Source organism: Nocardia sp. NPDC058058 (assembly GCF_042885355.1).
Lineage (GTDB): Bacteria > Actinomycetota > Actinomycetes > Mycobacteriales > Mycobacteriaceae > Nocardia.
This window is the reverse complement of the sequence record NZ_JBHVSA010000001.1, coordinates 1,924,048-1,948,059: the sequence shown is the minus strand read 5'-3', so window position 1 is coordinate 1,948,059 and position 24,012 is coordinate 1,924,048. Positions and strand designations below refer to the sequence as shown.

The 24,012-nt window shown below is 67.3% G+C and carries 29 protein-coding genes; 25 read left to right on the top strand and 4 right to left on the bottom strand.

Translation table 11 applies throughout. The features are described 5' to 3' along the window. Positions 1–249: 249 nt before the first annotated feature. Complete coding sequence (locus ACFVUS_RS09075) at positions 250–399, top strand: hypothetical protein (protein ID WP_364632171.1); 150 nt, start codon at positions 250–252, stop codon at positions 397–399. On the opposite strand, the gene ACFVUS_RS09070 is transcribed toward ACFVUS_RS09075, so the two are convergent. Together ACFVUS_RS09070 and ACFVUS_RS09065 are read right to left on the bottom strand one after the other, a co-directional pair. Further along, positions 396–743 (bottom strand): hypothetical protein, encoded by a 348-nt coding sequence (locus tag ACFVUS_RS09070; RefSeq protein ID WP_387762893.1) that lies wholly within the window; start codon positions 741–743, stop codon positions 396–398. The genes ACFVUS_RS09075 and ACFVUS_RS09070 overlap by 4 nt on opposite strands. 121 nt (positions 744–864) lie before the next feature. Beyond that, complete coding sequence (locus tag ACFVUS_RS09065) at positions 865–1,326, bottom strand: hypothetical protein (protein WP_387762891.1); 462 nt, start codon at positions 1,324–1,326, stop codon at positions 865–867. Positions 1,327–1,805: 479 nt separating this feature from the next. On the opposite strand from ACFVUS_RS09065, the gene ACFVUS_RS09060 reads away from it, so the two are divergent. The 17 genes from ACFVUS_RS09060 to ACFVUS_RS08980 all read left to right on the top strand — a co-directional run bounded on the left by ACFVUS_RS09060 (position 1,806) and on the right by ACFVUS_RS08980 (position 14,527). Continuing rightward, positions 1,806–2,492, top strand: coding sequence for a (2Fe-2S)-binding protein (locus tag ACFVUS_RS09060; RefSeq protein ID WP_387762888.1), 687 nt, complete (start codon positions 1,806–1,808; stop codon positions 2,490–2,492). Between the two features lie 112 nt (positions 2,493–2,604). Then, the gene (gene thrS / locus ACFVUS_RS09055) at positions 2,605–4,656 is read left to right on the top strand and encodes a threonine--tRNA ligase (RefSeq protein WP_387762885.1); all 2,052 of its coding nucleotides are present in this window, start codon (positions 2,605–2,607) and stop codon (positions 4,654–4,656) included. A gap of 3 nt (positions 4,657–4,659) precedes the next feature. After that, entirely contained in the window at positions 4,660–5,268 is a 609-nt protein-coding gene (locus ACFVUS_RS09050) for an HIT family protein (protein ID WP_387762883.1), read from the top strand. Position 5,269: 1 nt separating this feature from the next. Further along, positions 5,270–5,941 (top strand): phosphatidylinositol phosphate synthase, encoded by a 672-nt coding sequence (pgsA, locus tag ACFVUS_RS09045; protein ID WP_387762880.1) that lies wholly within the window; start codon positions 5,270–5,272, stop codon positions 5,939–5,941. Then, entirely contained in the window at positions 5,938–6,957 is a 1,020-nt protein-coding gene (locus tag ACFVUS_RS09040) for a phosphatidylinositol mannoside acyltransferase (RefSeq protein WP_387762877.1), read from the top strand. The genes pgsA and ACFVUS_RS09040 overlap by 4 nt, the downstream gene beginning before the upstream one ends. After that, positions 6,954–8,078 carry a glycosyltransferase family 4 protein gene (locus ACFVUS_RS09035; RefSeq protein ID WP_387762874.1) on the top strand — a complete coding sequence of 375 codons (1,125 nt, stop codon included), beginning with the start codon at positions 6,954–6,956 and terminating at the stop codon, positions 8,076–8,078. The genes ACFVUS_RS09040 and ACFVUS_RS09035 overlap by 4 nt, the downstream gene beginning before the upstream one ends. Further along, entirely contained in the window at positions 8,078–9,106 is a 1,029-nt protein-coding gene (locus tag ACFVUS_RS09030; protein ID WP_387765458.1) for an NUDIX hydrolase, read from the top strand. The genes ACFVUS_RS09035 and ACFVUS_RS09030 overlap by 1 nt, the downstream gene beginning before the upstream one ends. A gap of 454 nt (positions 9,107–9,560) precedes the next feature. Continuing rightward, the gene (locus tag ACFVUS_RS09025) at positions 9,561–10,229 is read left to right on the top strand and encodes a hypothetical protein (protein ID WP_387762871.1); all 669 of its coding nucleotides are present in this window, start codon (positions 9,561–9,563) and stop codon (positions 10,227–10,229) included. 154 nt (positions 10,230–10,383) lie between these two features. Next, a complete protein-coding gene (locus tag ACFVUS_RS09020) occupies positions 10,384–10,944 on the top strand; it encodes an RNA polymerase sigma factor (protein ID WP_387762868.1) in 561 nt (186 codons plus the stop codon). Next, on the top strand, positions 10,935–11,531 hold the full coding sequence (locus ACFVUS_RS09015; RefSeq protein WP_387762865.1) for an anti-sigma factor family protein: 597 nt from the start codon (positions 10,935–10,937) through the stop codon (positions 11,529–11,531). Before ACFVUS_RS09020 ends, ACFVUS_RS09015 begins: the two co-directional genes overlap by 10 nt. After that, a complete protein-coding gene (locus tag ACFVUS_RS09010) occupies positions 11,528–12,052 on the top strand; it encodes an Asp23/Gls24 family envelope stress response protein (protein WP_387762863.1) in 525 nt (174 codons plus the stop codon). The genes ACFVUS_RS09015 and ACFVUS_RS09010 overlap by 4 nt, the downstream gene beginning before the upstream one ends. Beyond that, complete coding sequence (locus tag ACFVUS_RS09005) at positions 12,049–12,351, top strand: hypothetical protein (RefSeq protein WP_387762860.1); 303 nt, start codon at positions 12,049–12,051, stop codon at positions 12,349–12,351. The genes ACFVUS_RS09010 and ACFVUS_RS09005 overlap by 4 nt, the downstream gene beginning before the upstream one ends. Positions 12,352–12,395: 44 nt before the next feature. Continuing rightward, positions 12,396–12,872 carry an Asp23/Gls24 family envelope stress response protein gene (locus ACFVUS_RS09000; protein WP_387762857.1) on the top strand — a complete coding sequence of 159 codons (477 nt, stop codon included), beginning with the start codon at positions 12,396–12,398 and terminating at the stop codon, positions 12,870–12,872. A gap of 25 nt (positions 12,873–12,897) precedes the next feature. Then, entirely contained in the window at positions 12,898–13,086 is a 189-nt protein-coding gene (locus ACFVUS_RS08995) for a hypothetical protein (RefSeq protein WP_364632201.1), read from the top strand. After that, a complete protein-coding gene (locus tag ACFVUS_RS08990) occupies positions 13,083–13,424 on the top strand; it encodes an Asp23/Gls24 family envelope stress response protein (RefSeq protein ID WP_387762853.1) in 342 nt (113 codons plus the stop codon). The genes ACFVUS_RS08995 and ACFVUS_RS08990 overlap by 4 nt, the downstream gene beginning before the upstream one ends. Then, a complete protein-coding gene (locus ACFVUS_RS08985; RefSeq protein ID WP_387762850.1) occupies positions 13,421–13,957 on the top strand; it encodes a DUF6286 domain-containing protein in 537 nt (178 codons plus the stop codon). Before ACFVUS_RS08990 ends, ACFVUS_RS08985 begins: the two co-directional genes overlap by 4 nt. Next, positions 13,958–14,527, top strand: coding sequence for an alkaline shock response membrane anchor protein AmaP (locus tag ACFVUS_RS08980; RefSeq protein ID WP_387762847.1), 570 nt, complete (start codon positions 13,958–13,960; stop codon positions 14,525–14,527). 207 nt (positions 14,528–14,734) lie between these two features. Here the strand turns inward: ACFVUS_RS08980 and ACFVUS_RS08975 are convergent, their stop codons facing one another. Continuing rightward, positions 14,735–16,000, bottom strand: a complete 1,266-nt coding sequence (locus ACFVUS_RS08975) for a hypothetical protein (RefSeq protein ID WP_387762845.1) — start codon at positions 15,998–16,000, stop codon at positions 14,735–14,737. A 133-nt stretch (positions 16,001–16,133) separates the two neighbouring features. Between ACFVUS_RS08975 and ACFVUS_RS08970 the strand changes: the two genes are divergently transcribed. After that, positions 16,134–17,867, top strand: a complete 1,734-nt coding sequence (locus ACFVUS_RS08970; RefSeq protein ID WP_387762843.1) for a hypothetical protein — start codon at positions 16,134–16,136, stop codon at positions 17,865–17,867. Positions 17,868–18,179: 312 nt separating this feature from the next. On the opposite strand, the gene ACFVUS_RS08965 is transcribed toward ACFVUS_RS08970, so the two are convergent. Next, positions 18,180–19,313, bottom strand: coding sequence for an acyl-CoA dehydrogenase family protein (locus ACFVUS_RS08965; protein ID WP_387762840.1), 1,134 nt, complete (start codon positions 19,311–19,313; stop codon positions 18,180–18,182). Between the two features lie 78 nt (positions 19,314–19,391). Between ACFVUS_RS08965 and ACFVUS_RS08960 the strand changes: the two genes are divergently transcribed. From ACFVUS_RS08960 to ACFVUS_RS08935, 6 genes are all read left to right on the top strand, one after another. Next, positions 19,392–20,054: a winged helix-turn-helix transcriptional regulator gene (locus ACFVUS_RS08960; RefSeq protein WP_387762837.1), complete on the top strand. Its 663-nt coding sequence runs from the start codon at positions 19,392–19,394 to the stop codon at positions 20,052–20,054. Between the two features lie 143 nt (positions 20,055–20,197). Next, positions 20,198–21,100, top strand: a complete 903-nt coding sequence (gene pdxS, locus ACFVUS_RS08955; RefSeq protein ID WP_387762836.1) for a pyridoxal 5'-phosphate synthase lyase subunit PdxS — start codon at positions 20,198–20,200, stop codon at positions 21,098–21,100. Positions 21,101–21,223: 123 nt separating this feature from the next. Next, positions 21,224–21,880 (top strand): hypothetical protein, encoded by a 657-nt coding sequence (locus ACFVUS_RS08950; RefSeq protein ID WP_387762834.1) that lies wholly within the window; start codon positions 21,224–21,226, stop codon positions 21,878–21,880. Beyond that, the gene (locus ACFVUS_RS08945) at positions 21,877–22,626 is read left to right on the top strand and encodes a nucleotidyl transferase AbiEii/AbiGii toxin family protein (protein ID WP_387762832.1); all 750 of its coding nucleotides are present in this window, start codon (positions 21,877–21,879) and stop codon (positions 22,624–22,626) included. The genes ACFVUS_RS08950 and ACFVUS_RS08945 overlap by 4 nt, the downstream gene beginning before the upstream one ends. Before the next feature lie 77 nt (positions 22,627–22,703). After that, on the top strand, positions 22,704–22,880 hold the full coding sequence (locus ACFVUS_RS08940) for a hypothetical protein (protein ID WP_387762829.1): 177 nt from the start codon (positions 22,704–22,706) through the stop codon (positions 22,878–22,880). A gap of 254 nt (positions 22,881–23,134) precedes the next feature. After that, complete coding sequence (locus ACFVUS_RS08935) at positions 23,135–24,004, top strand: MHYT domain-containing protein (protein WP_387762826.1); 870 nt, start codon at positions 23,135–23,137, stop codon at positions 24,002–24,004. The last annotated feature ends 8 nt before the right edge of the window (positions 24,005–24,012 follow it).

Below are 24,012 nucleotides of genomic sequence, written 5' to 3'. Positions count from 1 at the left end.
GCCCCCGCCCTTTCGTATAACCCCCACCCCGACCTTTGGGCCGGGGCCGCGTCCTCTTTGAGCTTTTCTCACCCCCCTGTGGGGGCCCCCGGCGTTACGCGGGCCCCCGACAGTCGTTTTCGCCGCAAGCGGCAGCGTTCGGCCCAAGGCCTGCCGTAGTGCTGTCCGTACCCTGCCCTTGCTCGGATTCGGCTGGGACGCAGTGCAATTGCCTCGTCTACCCTGGAATCCCCGCCAGGGAGCAAGCAGATGAAGCGGTTTCTTTTCTTCCTCATGACGATCGTCGCGGCCGCGTCGACCTACGACTACGCGAAGGCGGCGAACCCCTATCCCGTCATCATCATCGCGGGCGTGGTCGCGGCGCTCTATCTCGCCGAGAAGGTGATCCGCCAGCTCTAGCGGTTCAGGAACGCCAAACACACGGTGCCATTGGCGGTTTCGTCGAACGAGCGCGCTCTGCCGAGCGCCGAGCTGTTCAGCGGCGGGCATTTGGAGGATTCGCCGATGCCGACGATCGCGGTGACGCGATACAGGGCGCGCTCATCCGAGCACGGCACCACATCCTTGCCCGCAACACAATCGCCGATCCTGGCCGCCGCGATATCGATTCGCGGCCTGTCCGGAATCAGCCGCTGTGACACCAGGGTCCCCCCGATGGCGGCGGCCAGGATGATTCCGGCCAGGATGAGCGTCCATCGCAGCCACGGCCGCGAGTCCGTATGAGCGGTCTCCGGGGGATTCACGCGGGCAGCGTAGAACGAATCCCCCCGAAGCACCTGCTCGGCCGATTGGCATATTTCGCCGTCTTCCCCGGCGAGATGCGCTGCGGCTCAGTGTCTTCGGATAGCTCGGTGGTTTCGGTCCTCAGCAGGCCAGCTCGGTGACCCGGGCGCCGTACCGGCTTTCCGCCGCGCGCACCGCGGCCGAGATCGCCACCAGCGGCGGCATCCAGCGCGCCTCATCGGGCCCGATACCCCACTCCGCCGCACCACCGGAAGCGGGCAGCGGCACCGTCGCGCCCTCGGTGTACACCACGGCCCCCGACGCCCGCAGCGCCTCGATCGCCTTGGCCGCCTTGCCCGCACCCACCACGAGATGGATCTCCCGCCGCTGCGCCCCGCGCACCTCGATCACCGGTCCGGACAGATTGTTCGCCCGCAGGAACCGGCGCACGCCGGCCGCCAGCGGCCCGGTGAGTTCGACAGCCGCGATCCGCTCATCGGTCACCAACCGGGGTCCCCCCGAGGTCTCATCGACGTTCCAGCCGCGGTCGCGGTACTCCCGCACAACCTCCGACGAAACTCCCGAGACAGCGATCGAAACCATTGCGGGCACGGTGTTCTCCTCTTCACCAGGTGGATCGAGTTCACGCGGCAAACCTCCGCGACCACCACTTTCACGCCGAACCCTGAGACCCGGATCCGTTGAGCCTGTGAGCTTCCTGCGTAAGCGTGGCCGCCGACCGCACCAGAAATTCTGCGCTGGAGCGACGTTCAATACATCGCTCCGTGGTCGCCTTTCGTATCAACCTCGAGGAGGATCCCGCATGTTCCCGATCACAGGAGATCTCGGGGGACACCCCTAGAGGCAAGGAGCAACCACCACGCAACGCGACTCGCGATGCCCGGGATCGGGGGCGGCGGGCGCGCCTGCGGAGAGCGGCGCGTAGCTGCGCATAGGGTTAACGCCGTCCGCGGGAGCCTCGGTCGCGCCGCAGTGACATCCTGGTTGGTGAGCCCCTTCGGTGGCGGCTGGATCGGAGTCCAATGGAAATGGTTGCGCAGCCTCCTGTTCGGATCAACGTGGTGCCCGGAGCGCGACTGCTGGATCGGCAGTGGCTCGGGGAGCGGATCTCGGATATGGGGATTTCCTGGGGGACCGGGGATTCCCGGGTGTCCGGGACGCTGTGGTGGTGCATGGTGGCGTCATCGCTGGTGGAACCGATCGTGAGCGCGCAGGCCGCCGGGTTGCCGGTGATGGATCCGGCGCTGGCGAGCATCGGATTGGAGATGCGGCCGGACGGGGGAGTCGAGCGGGTGCTGGCCATGTGCGAGCTGGGCTCGGTGGACGGTTCGGGGGTGGGCGCGGGCGAGCCGGACACCGGCGACCCGATCATGTTGGGCGTCGGCGGCGACCCCATTCAGGTGGAACCGGTCGGGCACGCGCTGCGGCATACCTTGTCGGCGGTGATTCCGGTGGTGGCCGAGGTGTCCGGTGCGGGGGTGGCGGCGCTGTGGGCGATCGTGGCCGACGCGATCGGTAATCGCGCGCTCGACGCGGGCGCGCAGGAAGTGGGATCGGCGCTGGCCAGGGAGGTTTCCGGGCGGATGCCGGTACCCCGATTCAGTGATATCGGCGGGCGCACTTTTGTGCGCCGCATCTCGTGCTGCCTGGTGTTCGAGGCCCCCGGCTGTGAGATGTGCACGAGCTGCCCGAAACGTCCTGCGGCACAGCGCGAGGCGCTGCTGGAGGAGTTGGCCGCGCGGGGCTGACACCCCGGCACCAGGTCCATCGGCACGCGGTCACAGGCGTGCCGATAGCATGGACCGGCCAGACATCGCGGGGATTTCCCGCGCTTACGACAATGCCAAGGAGTGCACAGCCGTGACCACCACAGCCCCGAAGAGCCCAGTCGCCCTCGTCCGGGTGTCGGCCGGGACGACGGCGGGTGCCGCGGTGCGCGAGGCCGACCTGCCGAGCAAGGGCCCCGACGCGGTCATCGTCGTCAAGGACGGCGAGGGCAATCTCAAGGATCTGTCCTGGATTCCGGAGACCGACGTCGAGGTCGAGGCCGTCACCGCCGATTCCGAGGACGGCCGCAGCGTGATCCGGCACTCGGCCGCGCACGTGCTGGCCCAGGCCGTGCAGCAGGAGTTCCCGGGCGCAAAGCTCGGCATCGGCCCGTTCATCAAGGACGGCTTCTACTACGACTTCCAGGTCGAGCGCCCCTTCACCCCCGAGGATCTCACCAAGCTGGAATCCCGGATGAAGAAGATCATCAAAGGCGCGCAGCGCTTTTCGCGCCGCGTCACCGATATCGAGGCCGCCCGCGTCGAACTCGCGAACGAGCCGTTCAAGCTGGAACTGATCAACGACAAATCGGGCATCGACGATCCGGAGGTCATGGAGGTCGGCGGCAAAGAGCTGACCATCTACGACAACCTGGACCCGCGCACCGGCGAGAAGCTGTGGGGCGATCTGTGCCGCGGCCCGCACCTGCCCACCACCAAGTACATTCCCGCGTTCAAGCTCACCCGCAGCTCGGCCGCCTACTGGCGCGGTGATCAGAGCCGCGAGGATCTGCAGCGCATCTACGGCACCGCCTGGGAATCCCAGGAAGCCCAGGATGAGTACCTGCACCTGCTCGAAGAGGCCGAGAAGCGCGATCACCGCAAGCTCGGCCTGGAGCTGGACCTGTTCTCCTTCCCCGATGAGCTGGGCTCGGGCCTGCCGGTGTTCCACCCCAAGGGCGGCATCATCCGCAAGGAGCTCGAGGACTACTCGCGCCGCCGCCACACCGCCGCGGGCTACGAATTCGTCAACACCCCGCACGTGACCAAGGGCCACCTCTTCGAGGTCTCCGGCCACCTGGACTGGTACCGCGACGGCATGTTCCCGGCCATGCACCTCGATGCCGAACTCAATGACGACGGCACCGTGCGCAAGCCCGGCCAGGACTACTACGTCAAGCCGATGAACTGCCCGATGCACAACCTGATCTTCCGGGCGCGCGGGCGCTCCTACCGCGAATTGCCGTTGCGGCTCTTCGAATTCGGCTCGGTCTACCGCTACGAGAAGTCCGGTGTCGTACACGGCCTGACCCGCGTCCGGGGTATGACCCAGGACGACGCGCACATCTACTGCACCAAGGAGCAGATGCACGCGGAGCTCACCACCACGCTCCAGTTCGTGCTGTCGCTGCTGCGCGATTACGGCCTCGACGACTTCTACCTCGAGCTCTCCACCAAGGATCCGAAGAAGTTCGTCGGCTCCGATGAGCTGTGGGAAGAAGCCACCGAAACCCTGCGCAAGGTGGCCACCGATTCCGGTCTGGACCTGGTGCCGGATCCGGGCGGCGCGGCCTTCTACGGCCCGAAGATCTCCGTGCAGGCCAAGGACGCGCTCGGGCGCACCTGGCAGATGTCCACCATCCAGCTGGACTTCAACCTGCCCGAGCGTTTCGAGCTCGAGTACACCGGCGCGGACGGCGCCAAGCACCGCCCGGTCATGATCCACCGCGCGCTGTTCGGTTCCATCGAGCGCTTCTTCGGCGTGCTCACCGAGCATTACGCGGGCGCGTTCCCGGCCTGGCTCGCGCCGGTGCAGGTGGTCGGCATCCCGGTCGCCGACGCCTTCGCCGAACACCTGGACGGTGTCATCGACTCGCTGCGCGATCACGGCGTGCGCGCCGAGGTCGACCGCAGCGATGACCGCATGCAGAAGAAGATCTTCAACCACACCGCGCAGAAGGTCCCCTTCATGCTGCTGGCCGGCGCCAAGGATGTGGAGGCGGGCGCGGTCAGCTTCCGCTTCCGCGACGGCACCCAGGTGAACGGCGTACCGGTCGCCGAGGCGGTGGCCGCGGTGGTCGAGTGGATCGCGCACCGCGAGAACGACTCTCCGACGGCGGCGCGTTTCGAGAAGACGAACGGGTAGGGCATGACTGAACGTGCGGCGGGCCTCACCGAAGATACTGCGGGGCTTGGGGATTCGGGTCCGCAGTCGATCGTCGACTGTGGACCGGGGGAGCCGGATCGGTTGCAGCGACTGTGGACGCCGTACCGGATGTCCTACATCACCGGCGCGACCGAGGAGCGAAAGCCGGACGCGCCCAAGAAGACCGGGCATCCCTTCACCGACATCCCGGAGATGGCGGATGAGGACGGCCTGGTCATCGCGCGCGGCGAATGGGTGTACGCGGTGCTGAACCTGTACCCGTACAACCCCGGCCACATGATGGTCGTGCCCTACCGTCGCGTGGCCAACCTCGAGGACCTCACCGTCGAGGAGAGCACCGAACTGATGGCCTTCACCCAGCAGGCGATTCGCGTCATGAAGCGCGTCTCGCGGCCCGAAGGCTTCAATGTCGGGCTGAATCTCGGTGGCGTTGCCGGCGGTTCACTCGCCGATCACCTGCACCAACATATCGTGCCCCGCTGGAGTGGTGACGCCAACTTCATTACCGTCGTCGGCGGAGTGAAGGTGATGCCACAACTGCTGCGGGAGACCCGGGCATTGCTGGCTGGTGCATGGAAGGAATCCGAATAGCGTGCTGAGCTTCTTCGGTCGCGAAACGTTCGCCAAAGCGACTGCGCCCCTGGGCAAAGCACTGGTGAGCACCGGACTGACGCCGGACGCGATGACGCTCATCGGCACCACCGCCTCGATCGCGGCCGCCGTGACGCTGTTCCCGTCCGATCACCTGTTCTGGGGAACGATGGTGATCTGGCTGTTCGTCATGTTCGACATGCTCGACGGCGCGATGGCGCGCGCCCGCGGCGGCGGCACGAAATACGGTGCGGTACTGGACGCCACCTGTGACCGGGTGGCGGACGGCGCCATCTTCGGCGGCCTGGCCTGGTGGGCGGTCTACCACGCGAACTCCAAGATCCTGTTCGCCGCGACGCTGGTGGTACTGGTGACCTCGCAGGTCATCTCCTACGCCAAGGCACGCGCGGAGGCCAGCGGGCTCTCGGCCGACGGCGGCATCATCGAGCGCCCGGACCGCCTGGTCATCGGACTCGTCGGCGCCGGATTCACCGGTATCGGCGGCTATTTCGAGATCGAATGGCTGAGTTACGCGGTGTACGTGGCCATTTACGTGCTCGCGGTGCTGAGCATCGTCACCGTATTCCAGCGCGTGCTGGCCGTGCGTAATTCGCCCGGTGCCCGCGAGATCATCCCCACTGTGCCCAAAGCGCCGGAGGAACCCCAGCGGTGAGCAGCGATTTCACGTCCGCGATGACCGATAAGGCCTACGCGGCCGGGTGGGCGCTGGTGCGCACTCTTCCGGAAGGCTTGGTGCGCAAGGCCTTCGACGCCGGAGCCGATGCCGCCGCGCGCAAGGCCAATCGCAAGTCGCGCGCCGGAGCGCCGAATCAATTGCGGCGCAACCTCGCCCGGGTGATCGGTACGACCCCCGAACAGGTCCCCGACGAACTGGTCCGCGCGAGCATGCGGTCCTACGCCCGCTACTGGCGCGAGGCGTTCCGGCTGCCCGCCATGGATCACGCCGAGATGGTGCGCTCGGGCACGCTGTTCATCAATGAGGTCGAGAACCTGGACGCGGCCCTGGCCGCCGGTCGCGGCGCGGTGCTGGTGCTCCCGCATTCGGGCAACTGGGATATGGCCGGGGTGTGGCTGGTGCAGGCGCACGGCACCTTCGCCACCGTCGCCGAACGGCTGCAACCGGAATCGCTGTTCGAGCGTTTCGTCGAATACCGCGAGAGCCTCGGTTTCGAGGTCTTCCCGCTCACCGGTGGTGAGCAGCCGCCGTTCCCGCAATTGGCGGATCGGCTGCGGCAGAACCGCGCGGTCTGCCTGATGGGCGAGCGCGATCTCACCGGTAAGGGCGTACCGGTGGACTTCTTCGGCGAGCGCACCTGGATGCCCGCCGGTGCGGCCAAACTGGCCATCGAAACCGGTGCGGCACTGATCCCGGTGCACTGCTGGAACACCGTCGACGCGCAGGGCCGCGAAGGCTGGGGATTCAAGACCGAAGCGCCCCTGGACGTCTCGGGCGGCGTGGCCGCGGCGACCCAGTTACTCGCGGATCGCTTCGCCGCCAATATCGCCGCCCACCCCGCGGACTGGCACATGTTGCAGCCACTGTGGGAAAGTGATTTGTCGCAATCGCGACTGGATCGCATCGCCGCGACGCAGCAGCACACGGGGTATCAGCAGCAGCCCGGCGATAAGCAGAACGCCGACGGGCACAGGGGAGACGGCGCGCTATGAGAATCGGCATGGTCTGCCCGTATTCGTTCGACGTTCCGGGCGGGGTGCAGGCGCATGTGGTCGAACTCGCGCAGGTGCTCATCGAGCGCGGGCACAAGGTGAGCGTGCTCGCGCCCGCCGCCGATGACACCCCGCTGCCCGACTATGTGGTGTCCGCCGGTCGCGCGGTCGCCATCCCGTACAACGGGTCGGTCGCCAGGCTCTCCTTCGGCCCCACCGCGTACACCCGGATTCGCCGCTGGATCGCCGAGAACGATTTCGACGTACTGCATATTCACGAGCCGAACGCGCCCAGCCTGTCCATGCTGGCGTTGAAGATCGCCGAGGGGCCGATCGTGGCCACCTTCCACACCTCCACCACGAAATCGCTGGTGCTCAGCACTTTTCAGGGTGTGCTGCGGCCGTACCACGAGAAGATCAGCGGCCGGATCGCGGTATCCGAGCTGGCCCGGCGCTGGCAGGTCGAGGCGCTCGGCGGCGACGCCGTCGAAATCCCCAATGGCGTGGACGTTCCCGCCTTCGCGCACGCCCCGCTGCTGGACGGCTATCCGCGCGCGGGCGGCACCGTACTGTTCCTGGGCCGCTATGACGAACCCCGCAAGGGCATGGACGTGTTGCTCGGCGCGCTGCCCGAACTGGTGCGTCGCCACCCGCGGATCGAAGTGCTGATCGTGGGCCGCGGCGATGAGGAGCGACTGCGCCGCGAAGCCGGTGAAAACGCCTCGCACCTGCGCTTTCTCGGACAGGTCTCGGATCAGGAGAAGGCCTCGGCCATGCGCAGCGCCGATGTGTACTGCGCGCCCAACCTCGGCGGCGAGAGCTTCGGCATCGTGCTGGTGGAGGCCATGGCCGCCGGAACCGCCGTGGTGGCCAGCGATCTGGACGCCTTCCGCCGGGTGCTGCGCGACGGCACCGCGGGCATGCTGGTCCCGGTCGGTGATTCCGATCTGCTGGCCGCGGCCCTCGACAGCGTGCTGACCGATGCCAATCGGCGCGAGGAACTCATCCGCACCGCGAATCAGGTTGTCGGCGAATACGACTGGCCGGTCGTCGCGGAACAGATCCTGCGCGTCTACGAGACCGTCACGGTCGGCGATATGCGCGTGCGGACCGCCGGATGATCACTTTCTCCGCCACCACGATTCTGGTTTTAGCCCTAATCGCGGCCGTTGTCATCACCATTGGCGTCTGGGCGTACACGACCGCCAATCGCCTGGACCGCCTGCATGTGCGCACCGATCAGGCCCGGCACGCCCTGGACGCGGCACTGGCCCGGCGCGCGGTGGTCGCGCGTTCGGTGTCCGCGCTGCTGGGCCCGGACCAGACCGAACAGGCGCGGCGGCTGGCCGCCCTCGCGGGCCGCGCCGAGCGCGCCGACTGGCAGGACCGCGAGCCCATTGAAAACCAGCTGGCCGCAGCGCTTTCCGCGATCGATATCGATCGGCTGCCGCCGCAGATCGTGGCCGAACTGGCCGATGCCGAGGCGCGCGTGCTGATCGCGCGCCGCTTCCACAATGACGCCGTGCGCGACACCCTGGCGCTGCGCACCCGCCGCCTGGTCCGCATCCTGCACCTGGGCGGTACCGCACCGCTGCCGACCTATTTCGAGATCGCCGAACGGGTAACCGCCGCAGCCTCTACCGGACTGGAAGTCGATACCGTCCGGACGTCGGCGCGAGTTGTATTGCTGGACGAAGACAATCGCGTATTGCTGCTGCGCGGTCGCGATCCGAAAGTGCCGGATGTCGAATTCTGGTTCACCATCGGCGGCGGTGTCGATCCGGGGGAATCATTGCGCGAAGCCGCTATCCGCGAGCTATACGAAGAAACGGGTTATCCCGCAGACTCTTCCGCCCTGCGCGGGCCGCTGTGGCGTCGCGTCGCGGTTTTTCCATTCAATGGTGAGCTGATTCGCTCGGAAGAACTTTTCTTCGCGCTCCGGGCGAAGAACTTCGAACCGAATCCGGCGAAACTCGATTTCATCGAGCGGCGTTCCATCACCGGTAATAAATGGTGCACCCCCGCGGATATCGCGGCCATCGACGCGGCGGGTGAGACCGTGTACCCGTATCACCTGGATCAGCTGCTCAGCGAGGCGATCAGCGCCGCGGACGGCGATGTCGATCCGGAAGTCCGCTCCATTCGCTGAATTATCTCCGAAAACGCCGAACGCCACCGTGGATAACCGGGGTTATCCGTGGTGGCGATCGGTCCATGTGTCAGGGGCTTCGATTGTCCTCGAGCCCCTTGCGGGTCTCTGATTCAGATCAGGATACCCAGTCCAGCGAGGAATCCGGCTACAGCGAGAGCAGCGCCGACGCCGAATGCGCCGATGAGTCCGAGCAACATGATTTCTTTCCTTTCGTCTTCCGCTGGATTGCGGATACTCGGTTAATCTCACGCAAACCCGGATGTGTTTCACGAATTTCTGCGAAAAATATAAATAGGTGTTTGACCGGCCCGATGTGAACGGCATCACATCCCGGAATGAGTTCCGAACCCGCGCGGGTCCGCTGGATGGGACGGGTGTGCCGAAACCAACGGCTGGAACAGGCCCGTCGAGCTACCGTGAGCCGGTCAAAGTGAGCGGTGAAGGACTCGGAATGAAGTTGATGTACGCCCTGTGGGGCGCGGATCTGGACGAGCGGCTGCACGCCGCCGAGCTACGGCACCGGCTGGCCGATATCGGGGCCACCGAATTCCAGATCAATGTGCGCGATTCCGATGTGGCCGCGGCACAGGTCAAGCACAGCACCTACGACCGGCCCATCGACGCGATCGTGAGCGTGCGCACCCGCGGCGGGCACGAACCAGTCACCGCCGCACTGGGTTCGGTGGCCGATGAGGTGAACGGCTGGACCGTCGACGAGCGCACCCCGATCGTGCCGCCCAAGGTCGGCAATGGTGAGCGCACCGACGCCCTGGCCAATTTCGCGCTGCTGCGCATCCCGGCCGAGCTGACCCGCGGTGAATGGCTGCATCGCTGGCACGACCTGCACACCCCGGTCGCCATCGACACCCAGGACACCTTCGGTTACGTGCAGAACACCGTGCTGGAGCAGATCACCCCGGGCAAACCGGTCGACGCGCTCGTGGAGGAACTGTTCCCCATGGCGGCCATGACCAGTGTGCACGCCTTCTACGGCGCGGGCGATGACGATGCCGAACTGCAACGCCGCGTCACCCTCATGATGGAGAGCGTGGTCCGTTTCGGCGCGCACCAGAACCTGGATCTGGTCCCGACCAGCCGGTACGTCTACGCCCTGGGCTGATCGCCCACCCCTGCGCCCCTCATCGCATCCGGACACTCCGGACAGTCGATTCGTCACGCGGCAACCATTGAGACAACCATCACTCATACTGCTTCGTGACGATCTCCGTCCTCGTGTGTCTAACTCTGTGAAGCGATGAGGAGGTGCTGGGACCATGCCGGAAGCGGCGCTCACAGGTGTGTCCGACGATGCCACCCTGGCCGCGCGCGTCCGTGACGGCGATATTCGCGCCTTCGAACAGCTAGTTCTCCGCTATGAAGGTGCCATGTTCCGGCTGGCCTCGCGGATGCTGGCGGACCGCTCCGAGGCGCAGGACATCGTGCAGGAGGTCTTCCTGACCGCCTGGCGGCGCATCGCCCAACTCGAGGACGATGCCGCCTTCTCGGGCTGGCTCTACCGCATGACCACCAATCGCTGCCTGAATCTGTTGCGCTCGCGGCAACTTCCGGTGGACGCCGATCCCGATGCCGCCGAATCCCCGCGCGTCGAGACCCGGCCCGAACACGCGGCGCAGGTCAACGGCCAATTGGAGGCGCTGACCGCGGCCCTGGGGGAGCTCACCCCCGAACAACGAGCGTGCTGGCTGTTGCGCGAGGTGCACGGCCGCTCATACGAGGAAATCGGCGAGATCGTCGGCGCGAACGCCACCGCGGTACGCGGTCGCATCGCGCGGGCCCGAGCCCAACTGGCGGAGGTGATGCAGCCATGGCGGTGACAGATACCGATATCGATACCGAACCGGACTACCTGCTGCCCTGCGGCCGGGCATTGGACAGTGTGTGGGATCGGCTCGACACCGTGCAGAACGGCGGCGGCGACGCGCACGAGGCGAGTTGCGCGCACTGCCGGACCGCGCGCGAGAGCCTGCTGGGTCTGCGCACCGCGACCCGCGAACTGATCGACGAACCCGATCCGCCGCCCGCGGATCTGGTGGAGCGCATCATGTCCGCGGTGCGCGCGGAGCGGCGGCGCGGGCAGGTGCTCGGCCTGGCCACCCCGCATCGGGGCACGGTCGCGGTGAGCGAACAGGCCGTCGCGGTGGTGCTGCGCTTCGCCGCGGACAGCGTGGACGGGGTGCGGGCACGGCGCGTGCGGCTGCGGCCGGTCGGGGTCGGCCCCGACGGTGAGACGGTCGTGCACATCTCCATGACCATCGCGGTCGAGGTGAGCGGCGAGGGCGTACAGGGTCTGGTGCCGCGGGTGCGCGAACGCGTCACGGCCGCCGCGTCGGCGCGCACCGGTCTGCTGGTCGGGCGGCTCGATATCGCGATCGTCGATGTCTATCAGGAGGGCGGGCGATGACCAAGAGCGTGCCGACCACCGGGGAAGCGGTCGTGGCGCAGCAGGTGCGCGGGCCGTCCGAAGCGGCGGTCGTGCCGCAGCAGGTGCGCACGCCGTCCGAAGAGGTGGTCGATGAGGTTGGGGCGCAACGAATTCCAGTGGGAGGGTCGATGAGTTCCCGGCGCGCGGAACTGGTGGTGGCCGATCCGGTGGTGGCCGGTGTGGCGGTGCGGGCCGCGCTGGACGTACCCGGGGTGGTGCGGGTCGAGCACGGGCTGCGCGGTCTGGTCGCGGCGTTCAACCGAGCCGGGAAGCAGCTGTGGAGCGGTTATGAGCTCGCCTCCACGAAAGGTGTTCGCGTGCACCGCAATGGCGGGGTGCTCGCGGTCGAGCTGGAACTGTCGATCGCGGCCGGGCAGCATGCCGGTGCGCTCGGTGCCGAGGTGCAGGACGCGGTGATGCGGACCGTGCGCGCGCAGACCGGGGTGCGCGTCGACGAGGTGTCGGTGACCATCATCGATATCGAACCGGAGGCCCGATGAAGGCCCCCGCGGAGCTGGTCGACGCGATCGCCGAAGCGATTTCGGCGCTCGACGGCCTGGAACCGGAACCCTCGATCACCGGCGGCCTGCCCTGGCCGGGCCGCAACACCGCCATCGACTTCATTGCCGGAACCATCGAAATCCGGGTGGTGGCAACAGCTTTGCCACTGCCCGCGCTACTGGACCGACTGTCCGAGGCGGTGCGGCCGCTGCTGGCCGATACCGCCTGGGCCGATGCCACCATCCGCATGGTGGTCACGCGGCTCGCCGCGAGCGCGTTCGAGACCGCATCCCCCTGATTTCCCGTGTGACCCGTTTCAGCACAAGCGAATTGGAGGCAGGCATGACTACCACCGCAACCGATAAGAGCAAGAGCGAAACACCCGCCGACACCGGCAGAAAGCCCGCGTCGACGACCAAGAGCGAACTGCACAGCGATCAGGGCACCACCACCATCGCCGATATCGTGGTGCAGAAGGTGGCCGGTCTGGCCGCGCGCAATGTGCGCGGCGTGCACGATCTGGGCGGCGGCACCGCGCGCGCGTTCGGCGCGATCCGCGATCGCATTCCCGGTGCGTCCGCCAGTGTGGGACAGGGCGTTTCGGTCGAGGTGGGGGAGACCCAGGCCGCGGTCGATCTGGAGATCGTCGTCGAATACGGCGTCGCCATCGCGGAATTGGCGCGTTCCATTCGCCGCAGTGTGATCGCCGCGATCGAGCAGATGACCGGACTCGAAGTGGTCGAGGTCAATATCAATGTCAATGACGTCTACATCCCCGAGGACGACGACACCTCCTCCGCCGCCACCCGCGTCCAATAGTGCCCGCCTCGTTGAGGAGTCGCAGATGAACGCCACATCGATATGCCTGGCCGTCGGCATCGCGCTCGGATTCGCCGCGGCCTTCGGCGGTCTCGGCGCGTTCGCCATCGTGCTGGTGTTCGCCGGGCTGGGACTGCTGGCCGGGCGCTGGCTCGACGGTGAGATAGATCTGTCCGGTTTGCTGCGTTCGGTCCGGGACCGGGGCAGGCGATGACCGACACCGTCGTGCATGAGCCCGCGGGCCGGACGACGGTGAGTGAACGTGCCGTACAGCGCATTGCGGCGCATGCCGCCCGGGAGGTCGACGGGGTGCGGGGCCGGGTCACGGTCGATGCCCGGGTGACCGGTGAGTCGGCGGTGCTGTCGGTGCGCTTGCCGATCCGGTATCCGCTGCCGGTGGCGCGGATCGCGGAGCAATGCCGCGAGCATCTGATCCGGCGCACGGCCGAACTCGCCGGGCTGACGGTGACCGGACTCGATATCTCCGTGTCCGAGATGGTGGTCGAATCGCATTCCACGGCACACGATTCCGTGGACGCGAGGGTGCGATGACGCGCCTGCCGCGCCGGGTTGTACCGGCTGTACTGCTGGCGCTGGTGCTGCTGACCCTGTGCGTCGTCGCGGTGATCTCGCTGTCCGAGCGGCTACTCGGCCGCCGGGAACTGGTGTCTTACGACGCCGTGGCGCGGCGATTGCGCGACACCCATTGGGACGATGCCCTGGTGCTCGGCGCGGGTATCGCGATCGCCGCGGCGGGGCTGGTGTTGCTGCTGGTCGCCGTCGTGCCCGGACGTCCGGTGGTGGTACCGCTGGAAGAACTCGACGGCAGCCCCGCCGGGATATCGCGCCGTGGGCTGCGTGCCGCGCTGCGTCGTGCGGCCGGCGCCGTGCACGGTGTGGAATCTGCCCGGGTCCGCATGGGCGGCAAGCGGATTCACGTCTCGGCGGCAACCGGCCGGGCCGAGACCGATGGCCTCGACAGCGCCATGCGCGATGCCGTGACCGGGGCCCTGGACCGCATCGCACCGGCGTCGCGCGCGCCGGTGCGGACCCGACTGCGATCGCACCGGAAACAGGAGCGATAGATGACCGAACTCAATCGTCCCGCCCGGCTGAACCGGGCAGTGCTCGCGCTCGCGGGTTTGCTGTTGCTGGCCGTGGGCGGCTACGCCATCGCCGCGAATCGCGGCGGTATCGGCTGGATCGATGCGGACGGTGCGCTGGTGCCGGGCACCGGCGCACCACCGGACTGGGTACTGCTGGTCATCGTGCTGTGCGCGGTGGCGCTGGGCGTGCTGTGCCTGCGCTGGCTGCTCGCCCAGGTGTTCCGATTGCCGCGCGCGGTGGAATGGGAGCTGTCGCACGGCAATTCCGCCGGGGCGACGCTGCTGGCGTCCTCGGTCGCGGCCGATGCGATAGCGGCCGATATCGAGCGCTACTCCGAGGTCCGCGAGGTCTCGGCCGTGCTCTCCGGTCCGGGCAGCGCCCCCGACCTGCATCTCATCGTCACCGCCGAACCCGGCGCGGACCTGACCGCGCTGCGCCGCCGTATCTTCGGCGAAGCCGTCCCGCGGCTGCGTCAAGCCCTCGAGGTCGAGATCATTCCGGTCAGCATGGAACTGCGGTTCGCCGAAAAGCCCGCGCGCACACGCTGATTCCTTCGGTGTGCGCCCGGGCCCCGGGTGGTGGCGTGGAGGTGTGTCGAGGATCGCGTTCGCGCCGCACCTGCGATTTGCCTGCGACTACGACTCCGCCTGCGACACGCAATACGCCTGCGGTTCCGATTGAAGGCACGACCGATGTCACGACGAACAATGCGACTCAGGCTACGACGTTAACTCCGCCCGGGTCGCCGCGACATCTCAGCCGAACGATGAACTGCGCACCGGTCCGGGCGAATTGAGCCGGGTGCGGGGGCCGCGCAACCAGGTGTCCCGGGTCGCGGCGACGAACGCGGTGAAATCGGCATCCGTATCGGGCGGGGTGGCGCCGTCGCCGGGATCCGGTGTGCCAACCGCCCGGACGATCTCCGCCACGAGTTCATCCTCGGACCGGGTATCGGGCTCGGCGGGCGCACCGTCGACGCGGAATCCCGGTGACCACGGGTCGTTGACGCGCTGTGCCAGCAACCCGGTGATATCCGCGCTGACGGCGGGCGGCTGAGTCCAGCAGCTGGCGTGTTCGAACAGGATCTGCCCGGCGGTGCGCTCATGCAGGGTGCGCGCCAGATCGTGGTCCAATTCGTTCAGGTCGTAGGCGATCACCAGGGTGTCCACACCGCCAGGTTCGTACGGCTGGGTCGGCAGGGCGAGCAGCTGGGCCGCGGCCATGCCGAGTACGCGGTCGGCTCGGCCCGGCAGCAGCGAAACCCATCGCGGCGTGTGTCCGGTGGCCGACAGGGTCAGCGCCAATCGGTTCAGGCTGTACCGGCATAGCTCCGGACCATCGCCGAGATAGGCCCAGCGCCCGGTCATTCCGGCCGTGAAGCCGTACGGCGACAGCGTGCCGAGGTACCCGCCCGTCAGGGTGAAATGCCAGCCGCGCAGATCGGTCCAGTCGAGCGGGGTGCTGGTCCGGGCATTGTCCGAGCGCTCGAGCATGCGCGCCACGCGGTCGCGGGCGAACAGCCACCGCTCATCCTCCGGCGGCGGCAGCGTCGCGAATTCCGCACGCGCACGGTCGAGATCACCGGACAGGATGGCGTTGTAGATCAGCAGATAGCGATCCGGCCAGGGCCGCAGCGACGCCTCGTGCGCCAGCAGCGTCTCGACGGCTTCGTGGTGCCGGTATTCGTCCTCGAACGCGGTCACGAGTTCATTGAGCGCGAGCGCGGATCCCGGATCGAGTCGCACGGCCTCGCGCAGTACCGGAATCGCCAGGAAGGAGATGCCGCGTTCGATGCACTCGTAGCCGAAAGTGGTGAGCGCCTTCGCATCCGAGGGCAGTTCGATCGCGGCCTCGGCCGCGACGGCGAGATCCTCGAACTCGACGGCGCGAGCCAGTGGGACCACGATATCGGCGAGTTCGCGCAGCGGCGTCCGATCCGCGATGGGGCGCAGCGTGCGCACCGCCCCCGGCACATCGCCTTCCGCGAGTAGCTGCCGGGCCTGTTCCAATTCTTCACTCATCGCCGTTGATCTTGGGGCGTCTCGCCGTCGCGGGCAAACCGATATTTCCGGGGCGGGATATCCGCTGGGGGCGAGGACGGGCGGGCGCTATGGTCGGATCCAGCTAGTCGCACGAGGGGGCGAAACCAGAATCATGACAACGCAAGTCGCAGGGCCGGCAGCAGCGCCCATCGATGACCGATACGACGAATTCCTCGACGCCGTGCGCGCTCGATTCCAGTCGCAGCTCGCCGAGCGCACCGAAGTGTTCACCGTGGCGACCGAGGGATTGTTCGAGGTCTTCCTCGGCGCGTTGCCGCCGGAATTGGCGGCCGAGCACGCGTGCGGCACCTGCCGCGCCTTCGTGCGGCGCTACGGCGGCATGGTGCGCATCGCTGCCGGAGGCGATTCCGAATCCGCACTGTGGGCGATATCAGGCGTACCTCCGGAATTCTCGAAAGCCGTTGCGGCCATGCGGGAGTGGGTTGAGCGGGCCCCGATCACCTCGTTGTTCCGTTCCGAAGGGCGGCAGTGGGGCCGTGCCGAGCGAGGCGGCTGGACCCATCTCGCGCTGACCCCGCCCGAGCACGCGGTGCATGGTCCGACCCCGCTGCAGACCACCCGCCAGTACATCGCCGCCAAGAATGCGGATGCCGAAACCCTGCGGCGCGCACTCGGTGAATTCCCCGAGCCCGTGGTGAAACAGGCCGTGGCGCTGCTGCGCACCGAGCAGCTCTATCGCTCGGACACCATTCTCGGCGTCGCCACCTGGCTGCTGGAATTGCATCGCACGCTCGACGGGGTGCGAGGTCGCGATACCGTCGCGCAGGCGCGGCGCGACAACCTCATTCGATTGGCGGCCGCCACCGCACCGGCCGGATACGCTCACGTCAAGAGCGGCATGATCGGCACCCTGCTCACCGATCTCGCCGAGGGCCTGCCCTTCGACAGCGTGCGGCGCCGCTTCGCCGAGAAGATGGATCCGCTGCGGTATCGCCGCCCCACGGCCGCGCCGACCGCGGCCATGATCGCGCGCGCCGAGCAGGTCATCGGTGAATTGCGGGCCGCCGGATCGCTGGACCGCCGCTTCGCGAAACTCGCCGACGTGCGGCCGATATGGCATGCGCCGCAGCACAATGCGCTGTTCGCCGCGATACTCGCCGCGGGTGCGCCCGCTGCGGGCGCGGCCGCCTCCGCCGACGCCCCGGGTCGAGTGCCCGAGCCCGGAATCGCATCGGCCGATGCGCCCGAGTCACGGTCCGGTGGCGTGTTCGCGCACCTCGTGCCCGCCGGAAAGCGCGGTGGCGCAGTGGATCTCGACACCGATCCGGTGGTGATGACGTGGGAGAAGTTCGCGCGCACCGTACTGCCCACCGCGCAGCGCGTCGAATACCAGGTTCGGGAGGCTGCCACCAGCTACGGCGCGATGGTGACGGCCGCGAATCCCGAAGCGCCGCCGATCATTCAGTGGGATCGTGCCGATCGCCGCAATCCGGTGACCTGGTACGTCTACGTCAAGGGTTCCGTGCCCGCGCGCTGGGGCCTGCGCCCCGGCGAGTTCCGCGAAGTGACGGCGGTCGTCCCGCATCCGGCGAACTGGTACGGGCCCGATCGCACCGGCCGCGAACAGGCGGTGTTGTTCGCGCTGGCCGGTGCGACCGATACCGGGTACAGCGGGGGCGCGGGTTTCTTCCCCGAATACCTGCGCGCCGAGCTGCATGAGATCCGCACAACCTTGGAGGCCCACACCACCGGCGCGGTGGTGGCGGGCCGCGATGCGGCGCAGGTATGCGGCCTGATCCTGTCCAAGGGCGATTCCCGAGGTCATGATTTCCGGGTCACGGCGGATGGAATCCGTACCCGCTACACCATCGATCGCTGGGACTGATCACTCGAGCGCCCGCAACTGGACTGCCGCGGAAGGGCTTCCGGAATTTCCCCCGGATCGGTTGCCGGGGGTTTCCGGTCGCGCGCGATGGGCATTCACAGGATCGGGATGTGGCGATCGCGCATCTCGGTTAGGGTCGAGGCGGTTTGCCGGGTATGAGATTCGGCGAACCGCGTGTGGAAGGTGATGGATTTCGTGTCTTATCTGCTCTACGACTTTCTGGTGCCGTACGTGGGCGAATCCGCGGCGCAATATTGGGCCACCATGCTGGTGATCAACCCGCTGGGCACGACCAGCCCGTAAAGCGTGTCGTCAGGCGCGCGGGGAATGCCCGAGCATGATCTGCCCGGTGAACCGGGTCTGCTTGGCGCGCGGCAGCGGATGGAACAGGCAGCCGTGGATATCGCGGTACCACATTTCCAGCGGACAGCCGCGCGAATACCCCGCGCCGCCAACGGTTTCGATGGCCAGGCGCACCGTCTGCACCAGTGCGTCCGCGGCCACGGTCTTGCGGCTCAGCGTTTTGGCGGCATGGTCATCGGTATTGGCGAAACGCAGATCGTCCGATCCGGTGAACATGGCGTCGATGAGGTCGGCGGCCGTGGTGTACGAATTCATCATCTCGCCCGCGAGTTGCACGGTGTGCGCGTCCGCGCGGCCCGCGACCATATCGGTCGCCAATTCCACCGCGCGGTCCGCGATTCCGAGGTACGCGGCCATCACCAGTGGCATGGCCGCACCGATCACCACATTGAGGATCGGCGGCCACACATCGGCCGGGCGGATCAGCGAGACCGCCGCATCGGGCACGAATACATCCTCGAAGATCACCGTATGTGATCCGCTGGCGCGCAATCCCAGTGTGTCCCAAGTCGTTTCGATGCGCACCCCATCGGCGGTGAACGGCACCGCGAAATGCAGCACCTTGGGGCCCTCGGGTGCCTCATCCCAGCGGATACTGCTCACCGCGATGGTCCCCGCCTCGCATCCGCTGGCCGGAGCCTTGCGCGCGGTCACCCGATAGCCGCCCTCGACGCGCACCGCGCTGCCATTGGAGTCGACCCAGTCCGAGGCCCCGGTGCTGACCAGGATCGCCCCGGCCACCACCTTCTCGAATACCGGCCGCGCGTCGATGCCGTGCTTATGCCGCCACACCTGCGCGGCGACCAGATGCGAATGCATGGCGAAGGCGACCGCGAGGGACGGATCGTGCCGCCCGAGTTCGCGCAGTATCTCGCCCATCTCGCGGTGGGTGGCCCCGCCGCCGCCGAACTCGGCGGGCACCAGCGCCCGGCTGAGCCCGGAGGAACGCAGCAGATCGTAGGCGGCGACGGCGAGCTCGCCGGTGCGGTCGCGTTCGCCGACTCCGTCGAGCAGATCCTCGCCCACGGCGGTGGCGGTGGCGATCCAGTCGCGGGTGGTGGTTTCCGGAACAGTCGATGTCATGTTTCCGAAGTTATGGACCGGCGCGATAACCGAATAGTCCATAAAGTGGACTCCCCGCCGACGATAACGAGGTGCCCCTTGTCGACGATCGCTCCCGCCGGTTACGGCCAGTACTGTCCGATCTCCCGCGCGCTGGATCTGCTCGGTGAGCGCTGGTCACTGCTCATCCTGCGCGATTTACTCACCGGCACTTCACGATTCAATGATCTGGCGCGCGGACTGCCCGGACTCTCGCGCAGTCTGCTGACCCGCCGCCTGCGCCGGTTCGAGCGCGCGGGGCTGGTGTCCAAGACCGAGGACGGTCGCTATCTGCTCACCGATGCCGGATATCAGCTCGAGCCGATCCTGTTCGGATTGGGCGCGTGGGGAGCGCGCTGGACCTTCGGCGAACCCGAACCGGAGGAACTGGACGCCCAGTTGCTGGTGTGGTGGATGCATACCCGGCTGGACACCTCGTCATTCCCCGGCAAACGCCATGTGCTCGGGGTCCGATTCACCGATGATCCGCATCGCTACTGGATCGTGGTGGAGTCCGGGGTGCCCTCGGTCTGCGATTCCGATCCGGGCTATCCGGTGCACGTGACCATTACCTCCGATGTGAGTTCGCTCTATCAGGTGTGGCTGGGCCGGGTGCCCATCCACCATGCGGTGCGCACCGGCCGCCTGGAGTTCGTCGGCCCCTCGACCCTGACCCGCCGGATGGATTCGGTGCTGCGCCTGTCTCCTGTAGCGGCGCGATAGCCCGTAAGCTGTGACCCGGCTAACAGGCTTGACCGCAAGCAGTCCAGTCGTGTCCGACTGGCTATGAAGTGGCCTGATCGCGCCGCCTAGACTCGGAGTGTTCGTTTCCGATTCGATTGGCCCAGATGACACAGGAGTTCGCCGTGACCTCGTCCGACACCACCCCCTCCATCGGCACCGCCCGCGTGAAGCGCGGCATGGCCGAGATGCTGAAGGGCGGTGTGATCATGGATGTCGTCACCCCCGACCAGGCCAAGATCGCCGAAGATGCCGGCGCGGTAGCCGTCATGGCGCTGGAGCGGGTGCCCGCCGATATCCGCGCCCAGGGTGGCGTCTCCCGCATGTCCGATCCGGACATGATCGACGGCATCATCTCCGCGGTCTCCATCCCGGTCATGGCCAAGGCGCGCATCGGCCACTTCGTCGAGGCCCAGGTGCTGCAGTCGCTCGGCGTCGACTACATCGACGAGTCCGAGGTGCTGACCCCGGCCGACTACGCCAACCACATCGACAAGTGGAACTTCACCGTTCCCTTCGTCTGTGGCGCGACCAACCTGGGCGAGGCGCTGCGCCGGATCACCGAGGGCGCGGCCATGATCCGCTCCAAGGGTGAGGCCGGCACCGGTGACGTCTCCAACGCCACCACCCACATGCGCAAGATCCGCGGTGAGCTGCGTCGCCTGAGCACCCTGCCCGAGGACGAGCTGTTCGTCGCCGCCAAGGAACTCCAGGCCCCGTACGAGCTGGTCAAGGAAGTGGCCCAGACCGGCAAGCTGCCCGTGGTGCTGTTCACCGCCGGCGGTATCGCCACCCCCGCCGACGCCGCCATGATGATGCAGCTCGGCGCCGAGGGTGTGTTCGTCGGCTCGGGCATCTTCAAGTCCGGCAACCCGGCCCAGCGTGCCGCCGCCATCGTCAAGGCCACCACGTTCTACGACGACCCGGATGTGCTCGCCAAGGTCTCGCGCGGGCTGGGTGAGGCCATGGTCGGCATCAATGTCGATGAGATCCCGCAGCCGCACCGGCTCGCCGAGCGCGGCTGGTAATCGGCCCCGCTCACCGAATTCGCGCCGCCGGGTGGCCCTTTCGAGGGCCGCCCGGCGGTGTCGTATTACCGGGGCGCGAAAACTCCCGCGACGCGGCCCCGTTCGATTTGCGAGCATATGGTCGTGATGACAGCTCCACCGATATTCCAGGGTGATTTCGAGGCGCACCTGACCGTGCGCGCCGATGACGCGACCAGCCTGGCGGCGCTCGAACGGCACGCCGCCGCACAGGAATTGAAGTTCACCCATATCCGGCTGGCGCGCGGGCGCGTTCGGGATCAGCCGATGCTGACCGCACGGTATTCGGGAACCTTCGCGTCGGTGCGGGATTCGGTGGCCGAGCTGGCGGCGCGCCTGACCGGCGCGGGATTCCCGTTGTGCCGCACGAAGATCGAGTCGACGCCGTGGGCGACGGGGGTGCCCGTCACGGCTGCCGAGGCGCTGGCGCTGGGACCGGGCTACTACTTCGAACATCATGTGAAACTGGTGCTCGACCCACAGGCCGATCCCGCCGCGCTCACCGCGATCGCGGTCGCCCACGCGGCGCATCTGTCCGCGAACGCGCGGCGCGTTCGCTCCGACGGCCGTGCCGAACGCTTCGTCACCCAGCGTTGCCGCTCGGTCGGCGACCCGGTCGCCGACGCCCGGCTGCGCGATCTGCTGACCGCGCTGACCGTCGGGAATTACGAAATACAGTCCGTCGAACGCGAATTCGTCGTCTACGACAGTGATGAATCCATCGACGACGGGTGGATCGACGAGAACGGGGAACCGTCATGACCGCCACTCCGTGGAACGAATTCCGGCACGGCCCGTGGCAGGCCGACCAGGTGGTACCCGCCGAACCGCCGACCGAGCAGGTCCGGGCGGCCAAGGGTCTGCCGCGCACGCTGTCCCCGGTACCGGACGCGGGTGTCGTCCAGCATCCGGTCTTCGATCCCGCGATGGCCGAGTACTCCTTCGGAATGCGTTTGAGCGAACCGCATTTCGCCGATCCCGGCCGTGGCGCGGCCTGGTTCGCGGCGCGCCGCGAAGCCATCGACCACATCCTCGCCGCCGTCGCGGATTCACCGTGGGCGGGGCAGCTGATGCTGCGCGGCAGTGTTCTGCTCGCCGCCTGGTTCGGCGCGGCCGCCAGGGAGCCCGGTGATGTGGATTTCATTGTGCTGCCGATGAAATGGCAGGTCGACGAGCCCGCCACCGACGATATGTTCGCCGATATCGCCCGCCGCGCCGAACTCGTCGCGGCGGCCTCGGACAGCACGGTCCGATTGCGTCCGGAAGATGCGCTCTCCGACTACATCTGGACCTACGATCGCGTTCCCGGTCGCCGCCTGGTACTGCCCTGGACCGCGATCGACGCTGAAATACCTTCCGGCACCGTACAACTCGATTTCGTCTTCAACGAGACGATCCCGCAACCACCGACCTGGTCCGACCTGCCCCGACTGTCGCACCCGGGCCCGTCGTCACACCTGCTGACCGCCACCCCCGAGCTCTCCCTCGCCTGGAAGCTGCCTGGCTGACAACCGACGTCCACCCCGAGGGCAAGGATTTCTACGACGCGGTCCTGCTCGCCGAGAACTGCCGCCTCCCTTACGAATTGCTCGCCACGGTGCTCGGCCAGGACACCGGCGGTGCGTGGTTGCCGCGCCTGCTCGGCGATCTCGACCACAGCGCCGACTGGGAGGAATTCGCCAAGGATCACCCACACCTCGCCGACGCCCAGCAATCCTTCGTCGACCGTCTGCACGCCGCGCTGGCATACCTGAAATCCTGACCTGATCGACTGTGCGGCAGCGGTATTCCAGCAGGTTGCTGTGATCGCTGCCGTCAAGGGCGCAATACGCGTGCGCGAAATGCTTTGTGCGCTGGGTCACACCCCGATTTTCCTGCGAAATTGTGCCCCAGCAAACGCCAGCTACTTTTCCAGTATTGTGCTGCGGCAAATTTACTACCTGGTGCTTCCTCGCTACTGTTCGCCACAGTCGCCGCTGTTTCTGCCGACTCACAGTGATCTGGCAAGGAGCCCGCATGCTGGAAATCGACCAGTTCACCTATGGTTGGTTGACCCCCACGCTCGCGTATCTGATGTCCGTCGTCGGCTCGTTGCTGGCATTGCGCTGTATGGTTCGGGCGCGCAGTCAGGCGGGGCATCGCGGCTGGATCGTCACCGGTGCGGTTGCCTTGGGCGGCACCGGAATCTGGGTCATGCACTTCATCGCCATGCTCGGTTTCTCGGTGCGTGACGCCACCATCCGCTACAACGTCCCGGTCACCGTGTTGAGCGCGGTGATCGCCATGGGCGTTGTGTGGCTTGGTCTTTCGATCGTGGTGCATCGGCGCGGCGGCGAATGGTTCGCGCTGATCACCGGCGGCGCGATCACCGGTCTCGGGGTGGCGGCCATGCACTACGCGGGCATGTACGCCATGAAAACCGATGTGACCGTGCAATACGACCCGTGGATAGTGCTGCTGTCCCTGGTCATCGCCATTGTCGCTGCCATCGCCGCGCTCTGGTTCGCGCTGCACGTGGAGGGCATCGTGGCGACCGTGGGCGCCGCCCTCATCATGGGAATCGCGGTGTGCGGCATGCATTACACCGGCATGTTCGCCATGCGCGCCCACGTCGCCGAACATATGCACGCGCCCGCGGGCGCCCAGGCGAATCAGCTGCTGACGCCGTTGATCATCGCGGTGAGCATGGCCACCATGCTCATGTTCTTCCAGGTCGGCATCACCGATATCGACGAACCGGATCTGAGCCGGATTCGGGGTCAGTACGCCAGCCGGTTCTGGCCGAGCGACCCCGAGGATCCGATACCGCTGCCCAGGTTCCGCGCCGACGACTTTCCGACCGAGCAGTTCAACCCGCGCCCGCTCGATCCCCGCCATCGTCGTTGACCGCCGGA